Origin of the sequence: Asticcacaulis taihuensis, from assembly GCF_900100255.1 — a bacterium.
In the GTDB taxonomy this organism is placed as follows: Bacteria; Pseudomonadota; Alphaproteobacteria; order Caulobacterales; family Caulobacteraceae; genus Asticcacaulis; species Asticcacaulis taihuensis.
Window position 1 is genome coordinate 36,075 of the sequence record NZ_FMTS01000004.1, and the last position, 13,366, is coordinate 49,440.

At 60.2% G+C, this 13,366-nt stretch carries 14 protein-coding genes and 1 pseudogene; 10 read left to right on the top strand and 5 right to left on the bottom strand.

Annotation, left to right across the window (positions count from 1 at the left end):
• Positions 1–35 precede the first annotated feature (35 nt).
• Together BLO49_RS11150 and pncB are read left to right on the top strand one after the other, a co-directional pair.
• Positions 36–275, top strand: a complete 240-nt coding sequence (locus BLO49_RS11150) for a DUF2188 domain-containing protein (protein WP_090648431.1) — start codon at positions 36–38, stop codon at positions 273–275.
• On the top strand, positions 275–1,579 hold the full coding sequence (gene pncB, locus BLO49_RS11155; protein WP_090648434.1) for a nicotinate phosphoribosyltransferase: 1,305 nt from the start codon (positions 275–277) through the stop codon (positions 1,577–1,579). The genes BLO49_RS11150 and pncB overlap by 1 nt, the downstream gene beginning before the upstream one ends.
• Positions 1,580–1,595: 16 nt before the next feature.
• Here the strand turns inward: pncB and BLO49_RS11160 are convergent, their stop codons facing one another.
• On the bottom strand, positions 1,596–1,901 hold the full coding sequence (locus BLO49_RS11160) for a type II toxin-antitoxin system RelE/ParE family toxin (RefSeq protein ID WP_245679009.1): 306 nt from the start codon (positions 1,899–1,901) through the stop codon (positions 1,596–1,598).
• A 2-nt stretch (positions 1,902–1,903) separates the two neighbouring features.
• Positions 1,904–2,158 (bottom strand): antitoxin, encoded by a 255-nt coding sequence (locus BLO49_RS11165; protein ID WP_090648439.1) that lies wholly within the window; start codon positions 2,156–2,158, stop codon positions 1,904–1,906.
• Between the two features lie 143 nt (positions 2,159–2,301).
• Between BLO49_RS11165 and BLO49_RS11170 the strand changes: the two genes are divergently transcribed.
• Both BLO49_RS11170 and BLO49_RS11175 read left to right on the top strand, forming a co-directional pair.
• A complete protein-coding gene (locus BLO49_RS11170) occupies positions 2,302–3,222 on the top strand; it encodes a VOC family protein (protein WP_090648441.1) in 921 nt (306 codons plus the stop codon).
• 13 nt (positions 3,223–3,235) lie between these two features.
• Positions 3,236–4,396 carry a Gfo/Idh/MocA family protein gene (locus tag BLO49_RS11175; protein ID WP_090648443.1) on the top strand — a complete coding sequence of 387 codons (1,161 nt, stop codon included), beginning with the start codon at positions 3,236–3,238 and terminating at the stop codon, positions 4,394–4,396.
• Here BLO49_RS11175 and BLO49_RS11180 read toward each other — a convergent pair.
• Together BLO49_RS11180 and BLO49_RS11185 are read right to left on the bottom strand one after the other, a co-directional pair.
• On the bottom strand, positions 4,391–5,155 hold the full coding sequence (locus tag BLO49_RS11180; protein ID WP_090648446.1) for a TrmH family RNA methyltransferase: 765 nt from the start codon (positions 5,153–5,155) through the stop codon (positions 4,391–4,393). The genes BLO49_RS11175 and BLO49_RS11180 overlap by 6 nt on opposite strands.
• Positions 5,103–6,206, bottom strand: coding sequence for a mechanosensitive ion channel family protein (locus BLO49_RS11185; RefSeq protein ID WP_090648448.1), 1,104 nt, complete (start codon positions 6,204–6,206; stop codon positions 5,103–5,105). The genes BLO49_RS11180 and BLO49_RS11185 overlap by 53 nt, the downstream gene beginning before the upstream one ends.
• Before the next feature lie 299 nt (positions 6,207–6,505).
• Between BLO49_RS11185 and BLO49_RS11190 the strand changes: the two genes are divergently transcribed.
• From BLO49_RS11190 to BLO49_RS18185, 6 genes and pseudogenes are all read left to right on the top strand, one after another.
• Complete coding sequence (locus BLO49_RS11190; protein ID WP_090648985.1) at positions 6,506–7,906, top strand: glutamine synthetase family protein; 1,401 nt, start codon at positions 6,506–6,508, stop codon at positions 7,904–7,906.
• 139 nt (positions 7,907–8,045) lie between these two features.
• On the top strand, positions 8,046–9,320 hold the full coding sequence (locus tag BLO49_RS11195) for an NAD(P)/FAD-dependent oxidoreductase (protein ID WP_090648451.1): 1,275 nt from the start codon (positions 8,046–8,048) through the stop codon (positions 9,318–9,320).
• A gap of 161 nt (positions 9,321–9,481) precedes the next feature.
• Positions 9,482–10,546 (top strand): methyl-accepting chemotaxis protein, encoded by a 1,065-nt coding sequence (locus tag BLO49_RS11200; RefSeq protein WP_090648453.1) that lies wholly within the window; start codon positions 9,482–9,484, stop codon positions 10,544–10,546.
• Between the two features lie 245 nt (positions 10,547–10,791).
• Positions 10,792–10,968 (top strand): annotated as a pseudogene (locus tag BLO49_RS18680) (hypothetical protein); the annotation flags it as partial.
• A 133-nt stretch (positions 10,969–11,101) separates the two neighbouring features.
• Positions 11,102–11,410, top strand: coding sequence for a hypothetical protein (locus BLO49_RS18620; protein ID WP_245679011.1), 309 nt, complete (start codon positions 11,102–11,104; stop codon positions 11,408–11,410).
• Positions 11,411–11,452: 42 nt separating this feature from the next.
• Positions 11,453–11,854, top strand: a complete 402-nt coding sequence (locus BLO49_RS18185) for a cache domain-containing protein (RefSeq protein ID WP_139159675.1) — start codon at positions 11,453–11,455, stop codon at positions 11,852–11,854.
• Here the strand turns inward: BLO49_RS18185 and BLO49_RS11210 are convergent.
• The gene (locus BLO49_RS11210) at positions 11,851–13,257 is read right to left on the bottom strand and encodes an aspartate aminotransferase family protein (protein WP_090648456.1); all 1,407 of its coding nucleotides are present in this window, start codon (positions 13,255–13,257) and stop codon (positions 11,851–11,853) included. The genes BLO49_RS18185 and BLO49_RS11210 overlap by 4 nt on opposite strands.
• Between the last annotated feature and the right edge of the window lie 109 nt (positions 13,258–13,366).

Here is a 13,366-nt window from a genome sequence, read left to right on the forward strand (position 1 = left end):
GCACCATAACTCGATAGCGCCAGGAACGAGCAGTTATGCCCAAAGTCATCTACAAGGTTGTTCAGCACGATGGTGGTTGGGCCTATACGGTCGACGGCACTTTCTCGGAGACCTTCGCCAGCCATGATCTGGCACTGCAAGCCGCCCGCAAGGCCGCGCGTGAACAGACCGCGCCCGGCAGCGACACCAGCATCTCCTACGAAGGCACGGATGGTGTCTGGCATGACGAACTGGCCCATGGTGGGGATCGCCCGGAGACCTCGGTCGAAGGCTGATGGCGGTCACCGATATCGCTACCCGCACCTATGACCACAACTGGCGGCTCGACCCGATCGTCCGCAGTCTGCTCGATACCGATTTCTACAAACTATTAATGTTGCAGATGATCCGGCACCTCTATCCCGAGGTGCCGGTGACCTTCTCCGTGATCAATCGCAATCACAGTATCCGCCTGGCCGAAGAGATCGATGAGGCCGAACTGCGCGCCCAGCTCGATCATGCCCGCACAGTGCGTTTTACCCCCAAGGAACTGATCTGGCTGGCCGGCAACACCTTTTATGGCAAGACTCAGATGTTCAGCCCGGACTTCATCGCCTGGCTGAAGGACTTCCAACTGCCGGAATACGACCTGCATAAGGTCAATGGCCAGTACGAACTGCATTTCCATGGTCCGTGGACGCATACCACCTTGTGGGAAATCCCCGCGCTTACCATCATCAACGAACTGCGCTCACGCGCCGCCATGCGTGGCCAGGGCCGCTTCGCGCTCGATGTGCTCTATGCCCGCGCCAAGGCGAAGCTGTGGGGCAAGGTCGAGCGCCTGCAAGCCTTGCCAGACCTCGTCATTTCCGATTTCGGCACCCGCCGCCGTCACTCCTTCCTGTGGCAGCGCTGGTGCGTCGAGGCGCTGAAGGAGGGCCTCGGCAAGCGCTTTATCGGCACGTCGAACGTGCTACTGGCCATGGATAATGACCTGGAAGCCATCGGCACCAACGCTCATGAGCTGCCGATGGTGCTGGCGGCCCTGGCCAAAACGGACGACGAACTCGCTACTGCCCCCTATCGCGTGCTGGAAGACTGGCGCGCCCACTATGACGGCAATCTGCTGATCGCCCTGCCTGATGCCTTCGGCACCACGGCTTTCTTGGAGCGCGCGCCCGATTGGCTGGCGGAGTGGACCGGTTTCCGCCCGGACAGTGCCCCGCCAATCGAAGGCGGAGAGCAAATCATCCGCTGGTGGCAATCCAAGGGCGTCGATCCGAAATCAAAGCTGCTGATCTTTTCCGACGGCATGGACGTGAACAGCATCGAGGCCACCTACCGCCATTTCCACGGCCGGGTGCGGATGAGCTTCGGCTGGGGCACCAACCTGACCAATGACTTCCGCGACTGCGCCCCGTTTGAAACCGACCGGCTGGATGCCATTTCTCTGGTCTGCAAGGTAACGGAAGCGGATGGTCGGCCGGCGGTCAAGCTGTCTGACAATCCCGAAAAAGCGACGGGCGAACCCGCAGAAATCGCCCGTTACCTGCGTATCTTCGGCAATGAAGGGCGCCATGCCGCAGCGGTCCGCGTTTAAGCTCCGGGATCGGCCGTCAATCCAGCCGATCCGTAATGCGAGCGACTAAATCCATTCTCTCGTGCAAAATCGCAACGATAAGCGATGGCGCATCTTCACGCCTCAGACAGAAAATATAATGGTGTTCGCAGCGCACCGCTCGCAACGATGGGTGAATGTCATCCAGAATTTTAAATTTGCCCTCGCCGTTTACCAGTCGTTGAATACCGTTACGCAATATCTCGGCATAGGTGCGCGCCTGCGTCTCACCCCAGGTTTTTCGTGTATATCGGACAATTGAGCGAAGATCGTCGGCTGCCCCATCCGTAAGAATGAATGACACCGTCAAGAAGCGTCGCCTTCTCCGAGTTCTTCTTCCACAACCTGATCAAACGACTGAGGCGTTACATTGCCGCTCAAGCCTTGCTTGATGCGCTTGTCGAGAAAGTCTTTCAATTCGGACCATGCCTGTTCCCCGTCGCCTGACGCTGGCAACAGGCGCTCAAGGGCATATTGCTTAATGGTCTTTCCCTGTAAAGCGGCAAGTGCTTTCAGGCTTTGATGCTGCTTATCGGTCATATCAATTGTCAGGCGGCTCATTGTCGACTCCATTACACCTCCCACATTATCACAAATGTGGGGCGTCAAAAAGCTTTACGTTTATCCGCGGCTGATCACTTTCCTTATTGTTATTACGTGCTAATGTGAGCGCTAACACATAATAACAATATGAGGAAATGCACATGAGGGCCTTATCCTGCCTGATCGCGTGCCTGCTATCGGCCTCGTCCGTCGTGGAGGCTGAACCGGCTCGGCCGCCGATTACCGGCATCTCCCATATCGCGCTCTATGCCGCTGATCCCGCCAACAGCGACGCCTTTTATGCCCACGATCTGGGTGCCGCCAAGGGCAGCGATCCGGAAAATCCCGACGGCACGCGCTATTATTTCTCTCCGGCGCAGTTCGTCGAAATCCTGCCCCTGCCAGCCGGTGTCTCGAAAAACCGGCTCGACCATGTGGCCTTCGCCACCCCGGATGCGGAAGCCTTGCGCAAATACCTGGCCAGCCGCAAGATAGCCGTCCCGGCAAAGGTCACCAAAGGCAGCGACGGCGGCCTGTGGTTTGCCGTCAGCGACCCGGAAGGCAACCGCATCGAATTCGTGCAGGCCCCGGCTGCTCTGGCCGACGTGCCTGTCAACCTTTTGTCAAACCACATCATCCATGTCGGCTTTATCGTTCATGACCGGTCGCGCGAGGATGCCTTCTACCGCGACATTCTTGGCTTCCGTCCTTACTGGTTCGGCGGCACCAAGGCCGATCAGCCGTCCTGGGTCAGCCAGCAAGTGCCCGACGGTACCGACTGGCTGGAATATATGCTGGTCGATGGCCCGGAAACCACCGGCATCCCTGCTGATATGAGCCAGCAAACCGCCGGCGTGCTCAACCACTTTTCGCTTGGCGTGCCTAATACGCGCGATACCTATACGGTTTTGTGGAATGGCGACCGCCTGAAAGATCAGGACGGCACGCCGAAGATCGGCCTAGACGCCAAGTGGCAGCTCAACCTGATCGATCCGGATGGTACGCGCGCCGAGATCATGGAATTCCACGCCATCGGCAAACCGTGCTGCTCGCCTTTTACAGCTCCCGATCCAGAAAAATAAAGGAGGTCCGGCCATGACCGGTTTTCGCATTGATCGCCGCAGTCTGCTCGTTGCCGCCGGCGGTCTGCCGCTGATGGCGTCGGCCGCCAGTGCGGCGACACCGAAGGCGCAAGGCCAACCGCTGGCCGGCAAGTTCAACCTGCCAGATCCGCCGAAAGAACGAATGCGCTGGGCTGTGGTCGGTCTGGGCAGCTTTGCGGTCGGCCAGATGATGCCGGGCTTCGTCGCTTCCAGCCACGCCCGGATGACGGCCTTTGTTTCGGGCAGTCCGGATAAGGCGCATGACCTCGGCGCGCGTTATGGCGTCAGCAAATTCTATGATTACAGCACTTTCGACCGGATCGCCGACGACAAGGAGATAGACGCCGTCTATATCGCCCTGCCGGTAGCGTTGCACGCCGAATATACCATCCGCGCCTTCAAGGCCGGTAAGCATGTGCTGTGCGAAAAGCCTATGGCGTCCACGGTCGCCGAATGCGAAGCCATGATCGCCGCCGCCCGTGCCGCCAATCGTCAACTTGGTATCGCCTACCGCGTCCATTTTGAACCAAACAATATGGACGCCATCAAACGTCTGCGCGCCGGCGAGATCGGCGACCTGCGCTACTTTTCCGGCGAAGCGGGTTTTGTCGCCAACCCGGACTATCCGCCGCACAAATGGCGCCTGCGAAAGGCTCTGGCCGGCGGCGGATCGATGTACGATATCGGCATCTATGCGCTGAATGCGGCGCTCTGGGCCGTCGATGAGGCGCCGGTCTCCGTCAGTGCCGTCTATTCGACGCCCGCCAATGATCCGCGATTTAAAGAGGTCGAAGGTGGCGTCGAGTGGCGCCTGCGTTTTCCTTCGGGCATCAGCGCGCAAGGGGCCTCTTCCTATTGCTGGACCTACGCCACCCGCCAGCGCTTCTTTGGCGCTGAGGGCAGCATCAGCATGGACCCGGCCTCCGATTACAACCAGATCAACACAACGATGCAGCACGCTGACCTGACGCCGGTAACGCTTCGCGCCGGCAATCCGGCGGTTCAGTTCAGTGCCCAGATAGACGCCTTCTGCATGGCCGCGGCGGCCAACCAGCCGCACCAGACGCCCGGCGAGATGGGCCTGCGCGATATCCGCATCATTCAGGCGATTTATCAAAGCGCCGATGCCGATGGTCAGATCGTCAGGCTATAGACGGCACATCTGGTAAAGCACGATCCCCGAGGTCGTCGCCACGTTCAGGCTGTCGAACCCGCCGTGCATATCGATCCGCACCGTGGTGCAGGCGGCCATGATATCATCGCAAAGTCCCGGCCCTTCGGCGCCGAACAGCAGGGCCGAGCGCGCGGCCGGCTGTACCTGATCAAGCGTCACGGTGCCTGACGGACTGAGGGCATAGGGCGTCAGGTCGAACCGGTGCAAGGCGCCGATCAAATCATTGACGCGGTAGTGAGGCATCTCCAGCACGCCGCCGACACTGACGCGGATTGCCTTGCGATAGAGCGGATCGCAGCAGGTCGCGTCCAGAATCACGGCATCGACGCCAAAGGCCGCCGCATTGCGCATCAGCCCGCCCATATTGTCGGTATTGGCGATGCCGGAAAGCACCAACACGCGCGCACGTTCCCCCGTTACCGCCTCTTCGAGCGACAAAGGCGGCGCATAGCGGCCGAGCGCCAGATAACCGCGATGGATCGGAAAACCAGCCACCGCGTCCATAACGCTCTGCGGCACCACATAAACCGGCACGTCCGGCAGATGCGCCAGTCCATCCAACCGTTCCGGCGTGGTCAGGACGCTGATCGTTTCCGCCAGCCTTGAGGTAAACAACCGCTCCAGCACCACCTTGCCCTCGGCCATGAACAGGCCGTCGCGGCCGGTCAGGTCGCGGTCCTTGACGTTACGATACAGGTTGAGGCGTGAATCCTGCGGATCGTTGATCTCTATAATCATCTGGGCTTTCGAGCGCGGCGCGGGTCTTGGGCAGGCATTGCGGATAGGTATCCTGAATGAAGCGGATCATCTGCTCGCGGACGAAACAGCGCAGATCCCAGGCGGTCGGCGAATTGGCGGCACTGACCAGGATGCGTATCTTGATGACATCCTTGTCGCAGTCTGTCACCTGCACGACCTGAACCTGCTTATCCCATAGCCTGGTCGTCTCCAGCAAGGCCACCAGTTTCTCGCGCAAGGGGTCGATCGGCAGGGTGTAGTCGGCATAAAGCTCGACCGTGCCGATGATGCTGGCCGAGGTCCGGGTCCAGTTCTGGAAGGGCTTTTCGATGAAATAGCTGATCGGCAGTACCAGCCGGCGCAGATCCCACAGCCTGATGATGACATAGGTCAGGGTGATTTCCTCCACCCAGCCCCATTCGTTTTCCACCACCACAGCATCCTCAAGCCGGATCGGCTGGGTGAAGGCAATCTGGATGCCGGCCAGCAGATTGCCGAGCGTCTTCTGCGCCGCAAAACCGATGGCCAGACCCGCCACGCCGGCCGAGGCCAGCAGACTGACGCCCAGGCCGCGCAGGGTATCGAACATCAGGAAGACCGCCGCCAGGGCCAGCAGGAAGACGATGAAATTGGCGATGCTCTTGACCACCACGATCTGGGTGCGGATACGCCGTGCGCGCAGATTGTCAGCCACCGTTATGTCATAGCGCCGGGATACCGCCACCGTAATGATATCGATGACGCGCATGGCCAGCCAGTACAGCAGGGCCACGCTGGCCACCTTGACGATACCGGATACAACCGGCGTCAGCATGACGTCCGACGCCACCGCCCGGACAGCGATGAAGACCGCCAGCACCGGCGTGACGACATAGAGCGGCGTGGCCAGGCGCGCCAGATTGATGTGACGGGATAGCTGCGGGTTACGCTTGGCCAGCCATTTTGCCAGGCTCATCAGCAGGCGTCCGGCGACCGCACCGGCAATAACCGCCACCACAGCAATCAGCATCAGGCGTAAACCATCGGGCAGGTAAATCGGCAAATCGAACATGGAGGCTCCTTTTTGTGCATTGTCCTCCGCCCGTCCCCCTTTAAGTCAACAAGCCGGTGGCCGCCGGGTCAACCCCGCAGCCTTCACGATTGCCCTCACCCCTGCGTGAACACGGCTTGCCTTTGGCCGGAATCCGGCATATTGTGATCACAATTCGTCAGAATACCCCGGCAGCCGCGTAGAGTACTGGCTGTGGACCTCGTCGCGCTTTTGTCATTTCCATTCGCGCTCTGGCCGGTGTCTGATCCCGACTGAACAATAAGCCATAAAGACGATTCAACATGTCACACGACAGCTATATGAAGTCCAAGAACAAGCGCAAGATCGTGTTTGCCAAACGCGGCGCCAAGGATCTTGAGGAAGCCACCGCCTGGCTGGCCAGCCAGAATATCGAGGAAATCGAGTGCATGGTGCCCGATCTCGCCGGCGTGGCCCGTGGCAAGATCATGCCCTCGAAGAAGTTCCTCAATACCCCTTACATGAACCTGCCTCTGGCCGTCTTCTACCAGACCATCACCGGTGACTATCCCGATCTCGAAGGCGTGGTGGGCACGGTGCAATCCGATACCGACATTTTCCTTAAGCCCGATTTTCGGACGCTTGCCGCCGTGCCCTGGGCGCATGACCCGACCGCTCAGGTCATCCATGACGCCTTCCATCCCGATGGCCGCCCGGTCGAGGAAAGCCCGCGCCAGGTGTTGCGCCGCGTCCTCGGCTTTTATGAGGCCAAGGGCTGGAAGCCGGTCATCGCCCCGGAACTGGAATTCTATCTCGTCGAGAAAAACACCGATCCCGATTATCCGCTCAAGCCGCCCATCGGTCGCTCCGGCCGTCCGGAAACCGGCCGCCAGGGCTATTCGATTTCCGCGGTCAATGAATTTGATGCGCTGTTCGAGGACATGTACGAATATTCGGAAAGCCAGGGGCTGGAAATCGATACCCTGATCCACGAATCCGGCGTGGCGCAGATGGAAATCAACCTGCTGCACGGCGATCCGCTCGAACTGGCCGACCAGGTGCTGATGTTTAAACGCACCATCAAGGAGACCTCGCTGGAGCACGACATCTACGCCACCTTCATGGCCAAGCCGATGGCCAATGAACCGGGCTCCGCCATGCACATCCACCAATCGATCGTCGATGCGGAAACTGGTCAGAACCTGTTCTCCAATCCGGAAACCGGTGAGCCGACCCCGGCCTTCTTCCACTTCATCGCCGGCCAGCAGAAATACATGCCCGCCATCACCTCCCTGCTGGCGCCCTATGTCAATTCCTACCGCCGCCTGGCCAAGGGGTCCGGCGCCCCGGTCAATACGCAATGGGGGTATGATAACCGCACGGCCGGCCTGCGTGTGCCGCCGTCCAACCCCGCCAATCGCCGCCTGGAAAACCGCATCCCGTCTTCCGATGCCAATCCCTATCTGGCCATAGCCGCGGTGCTGGCCTCCGGCTATCTCGGCATGATCGAAAAACTGACCCCCGCCGATCCGGTGGACAAGGACGCCTCCACCCTGCCGCAGGGCGACCTGCCCTATTCGCTGGTCCAGGCCATCATCAAGCTGGAACGCGCCCAGCCGATCATCGACATCATGGGGCCGCAGTTCGTCACCGCCTATTCGCGCGTCAAGCTGCACGAATATGAGACCTTCATGCAGACCATCAGCCCGTGGGAACGCGAATTCCTGCTGCTGAACGTGTAACAGAGGCCCCTCACCCCAGCCCTCTCCCCGTTAACACGGGAGAGAGGGGGCATACAGCGCCATACTGCCCCCTCTCCCGGCTTGCGGGGAGAGGGCTGGGGTGAGGGGCAAAACGGCTGAACCACGAGCCGAATATCCCATGAAAAACAACGGTCACCCTTCCGATTCCTGGTATGTCGCCACGGCTGAAGACACTTCCTATCCGGTGCTTGATGGCGCGCATCATACCGATGTCTGCATTATAGGCGGCGGCTATACCGGCCTGGGCGCCGCCATCGAACTGTCGCGGCAGAGCATTCATGTCACCGTGCTGGACTCCGCCCGGATCGGTTCCGGTGCTTCAGGCCGAAATGGCGGGCAGATCCACACCGGCCAGCGCATCGATCCTGAAAAAATGGCAAACATCCTTGGCGCTGATGCCGCGCGCCAGCTCTGGGATATGTCGGAGGATGCCAAGGCCAGCCTCCACACCCTCATAAGCGAACACCATATCGACTGCGAACTGAAACCCGGCCTGGTTCACGCCTGGCACAAGCCGGGCTATGAAGCGGATGACCGCGCCTATGTCGATTTCGTCGCCCGATACGGCTATGACAAACTCCGGCTGCTCGATAAGGCGCAGGTGGCGGTCGAACTTGGCACGGATGTCTATCATGGCGGCTCGTTCGATGCCGGCGGCGGCCACCTGCATCCGCTGAAACTGGCTCAGGGCATGGCGCGTGCCTCCGCCGGGCAGGGCGCGCAGATTTTCGAGAACAGCCATGTCCTCAGCTATCGCAGGATCGCCAAGGGCATACATATCCATCTCGAAAATGGCGCCACCGTCACCTGCCAGCGTCTGCTCATCTGCGGCAATGGCTATATGGAAGGGCTGTCGGAAGAGATCGACAGCCATGTCATGCCGATCAACAACTTTATCCTGACCACCGAACCGCTCGATGACCCGGCTATCCTGCCACATGACTACGCCGCTGCGGATTCGCGCTTTGTCGTCAATTACTGGCGCAAGACACCGGATAACCGACTGTTGTTTGGCGGCGGCGAGAACTATGTGCCGTGGTTCCCGAAGGACATCCGCGCCTTCGTCCGCCGCAACATGCTCAAGGTCTATCCGCAACTGGCTGACGTTAAAATCTCGCACGGCTGGGGCGGGACGCTGGCCATCACCATGAGCCGCGCGCCCTTCGTCCGCAACCTCGCGCCGAATGTCTGGACCGCCGCCGGCTACAGCGGCCAGGGCGTGGTTCTGGCGCCCTATTTCGGCAGGCTGCTCGCCCGGGCCATCACCGGCAATGCGCGCGATGTTGAACTTCTGGGCCGCCTGCCAACCCCGGCCTTCTTCGGTGGACGCGCCCTGCGCTGGCCGGCCCTGGTGGCGGGCCTGAGCTATTACGCCCTGCGCGACCGACTGTAATATATGACCAATCAAGGCCCTGTGTCGCGCTTTGCGTCACGAAGGTTTCATTTGCCATCAAACGGCTGAAACACTCTGAAACAATGCGGCATAATTAACGCAACATTAACCATCGTAGCTCCATCCAAAGTGTCTGAAAAGCGTGACAAAATGGGGCATTCATGCAAGCGGCCGCAGAAACGGGCAACACACGGACGGTCAGCGTTCGTGATATTATTGAACATACTGCCAAGGCCAAATCCGTCACCTCGGACAATCTGCGCGATATCAAAGGCGTCACCAGCCTGCTGCGCATCCTGGCGCTCAATGCCCTGATCGAGGCCAAACGCGCCGGCGACATGGGCGCGGGTTTCGCCGTGGTCGCCGATGAAGTCCGCCAGATTTCCACCCAAGTCGAATCCATCTCTAATATCATGGCCGAAGACCTCGGCCGCGAAATCGCTTCGCTGGAACAACTGACAGAGGACATGGCGCGGCAGAACCAGGGGGCGCGGCTCGTCGACCTGGCGCATAATGCCATCGAACTGATCGACCGCAATCTCTATGAACGCACCTGCGATGTCCGCTGGTGGGCCACCGATGCCGCCCTGGTCGAGGCCGCCGCCACACCCGATCCCGGTCTTCGCAGCCATGCGTCCGCCCGCCTCGGCGTGATCCTTGACGCCTATACCGTCTACCTCGATCTGTGGTTGTGCGATCTGGACGGGCACATCATCGCCAATGGTCGGCCAGACCGCTATCCGGTCAGCGGCGCCAATGTCGCGGCCGCAGACTGGTTCCGTCAGGCCCGGCAACTGCCCAGCGGCAATGACTTCGCCGTTGCCGACATCACGACCGAGCCCCTGCTGAAAGGCGCCCAGGTCGCCACCTATGCCACGGGCGTGCGCGAAGGCGGCCGCGCCGAAGGCCGCCTGCTTGGCGTTCTGGGCGTGCATTTCGACTGGCAGCCCCAGGCGAAGGCCATCACCGAAGGCGTGCGCCTCTCTGACGAAGAGCGCAAGCGCACCCGTGCCCTGCTGGTCGATGCCAAGGGCCTGGTGATCGCCGCCTCGGATGGCCGCGGCATACTGACCGAACGCGTGACACTCAAGACGGACGGCCGGGCCAACGGCCACTACGCCTCCGGGCGCGGCGAGGTGACCGCCTTCCATCGCACGCCGGGCTATGAAACCTATGACGGCCTCGGCTGGTATGGTGTCATACAACAAAAAACCGACCTTGGCTAAACGATACAATTCCAGATTGCCGCCTCTGAAAAGCGTGTAAATATATAATATACAATAATTTTTTCAGAAATAGTTTCAAAACCGACCTTGCGTCACAATTGTGCGACACTGACACAGCGACAATACCAATTTGCGATCCAGATGGGGAAAGGGGCATTCCTTTTAAGAACTGATTAACCCTCCCCGGCTGACGAATACCTTTTTATTGCAACGCAAAAAGGTAGCTCTCCATGTCTCTCCCCAGCATGACTGCCCCTTGTACCCGTAGCGTAACCGATAGCATATCCCCTGCCGAAGTGACCCTTTCCGATATCATCGCCCAAACCACCCGCGCCAAGACGGTTACCGCCGGCAAGGTGCGCGATATCCGCCAGGTCACCTCCAAGCTCCGCATTCTCGCCCTGAATGCCCTGATCGAGGCCAAGCACGCCGGCGACAAGGGCGCCGGGTTTTCCGTGGTGGCGGACGAGGTGCGCAGCAATTTCCGGCGAGGTCGAAAGCCTGGCCAAGGATCTCGGCAACGAGATCGTAACGCTGGAGAGCCTTACCCAGAGCATGGCGCAGGAATCGATCGGCGCCCGCATGACCGATCTGGCACTGAATGCCATCGAAATCATCGACCGCAATCTGTACGAACGCACCTGCGATGTGCGCTGGTGGGCCACCGATTCCGCCCTGGTCAACCAGGCGGCCGAACCTTCACCGCAAAAGGCCGCCTATGCCAGCGAGCGCCTCGGCGTCATTCTCGATTCCTACACCGTCTATATCGATCTGTGGCTTTGTGATTTATCCGGAAATGTTATCGCTAACGGCCGGCCGGGCAAACATCCGGTGATCGGCCAGAATGTATCGGACCGCCTGTGATTCGGCCGCGCCGCCGCCCTGAAAAGCGGCAGCGATTTTGCCGTGGCCGATATCACCACCGAGCCCCTTCTGGGTCATGCCCAGATCGCCACCTACGCCACTGGCGTGCGCCGCAATGGTGATGCCGATGGCGAACTGATCGGCATTCTGGGCATCCATTTCGACTGGGCGCCACAGGCTGCAGCGATCACACAGGGCGTTCGACTGGCGCATGATGAACGGCTGCGCACCCGCGTGCTGCTGACCGATGCGCAGGGGCTGATTATCGCCTCATCGGACGGCAAGGGCATCCTGTCGGAACACGTCCGCCTGCGCACGGAAGGCAAGGCCTCCGGCAACTATACCGACGCCTCAGGTACCCTGATCGCCTTTCATCGTACCCCCGGCTACGAGACCTATGCCGGGCTCGGCTGGTATGGCATCATTATCCAGAAGCCGGATTAGAGCGCGCGCAGGACCGGCTCGGCCTCATTCAGCGACTTTTCGATCGTATCGACAAGTTGGTCAATCTCGGCTTCGGTGATGATCAGCGGCGGACACATGACGATACTGTCGCGGATGCCGCGCACCATCAGCCCGTTCTTGATGCACAGATCGCGCACGATTGGCCCGGCGGTGCCTTCCGCCCCCTTGAAGCGTTTGTTCGTGCCTTTTTCAGATACGATTTCGACCGCGCCGATCAGGCCCAGCGACCGCGCCTCGCCCACCAGCGGATGGGCATCGAGGCGTTTCAATGCCTTAGCGAGATAAGGACCGGTGACTGTGCGCGTGCGCTCGATCAGGTTCTCGTTTTCCATGATCTCGATATTGGCCAGGGCCACGGCGGCGCAGGTCGGGTGACCGGAATAGGTGTAGCCGTGTACAAAATCGCCCCCCTTCTCAATCAGGACATCGACGATCTTTTTGGAAACGCCAACCGCCGAAATCGGCAGATAGCCGGAGGACAAACCTTTGGCCATGGCAACCAGATCCGGCTTGATGCCCCACTGCTGGTGACCGAACCAGTGGCCGAGGCGGCCGAACCCGCAGATCACTTCGTCGGCGATCAGCAGGATACCGTATTTGCGGCAGATGGCCTCGACCTTCGGCCAATAGCTGTCGGGCGGAATGATCACACCGCCGGCGCCCTGCACCGGCTCGCCGATAAAGGCGGCGACGTTTTCCGGGCCGACGGCCAAGATGCGGTCCTCTATCGTCTGCGCCACGCGCTCGCCGAAAGCCGCCGGGTCTTCGCCAAAGCCTTCGCCGAACGGATAGGGCTGGTCGACGTGCTCGATCCCAGGAATAGGCAGGCCACCCTGGGCGTGCATGAAGGTCATGCCGCCCAGCGAGGCACCGGCAACCGTCGAGCCATGATAGGCATTCTTGCGCGAGATGAAGACCGTACGCTTGGGTTCGCCCTTCAGTTCCCAATAATAGCGCACCAGGCGGAAGATGGTATCGTTCGCTTCCGATCCGGACGAGTTGAAAAAGACGTGCGTCAGGTCGGGATTCGATTGCTGCAGCTTCTCGGCGATCTTGGCGGCCAGCCTGACCGGCGGCGGCGTCGCGGTCTTGAAGAAGGTGTTGTAATAGGGCAGTTCCAGCATCTGCTCATAGGCAACGCGGGCCAGTTCCTCGCGGCCGTAACCGACATTGACGCACCACAGGCCGGCCATGCCGTCGAGCAGCGACTTGCCCTCGGCATCGGTGATCACGCAGCCCTCGGCGCGGGTGATGATGCGCGAACCGCCCAGTTCATGCTGGAGCTTGTAATCCGACTGTGCCGGCAGATGGTGCGCCATGTCGAGCTTCTTCAGCTCGGCCATGTCGTAATTACGCAGGGTGGGTTTGGCAGGCGCGTTCATGTCTGGGTGTCCTCGAAGGTCGCTCTGAATTGGGCGGCGACAGCGGATATGATTGTTGCCAATTTCGACGATAACGCCGCAAAAGTCAAATATTGTGATCACAATTTTA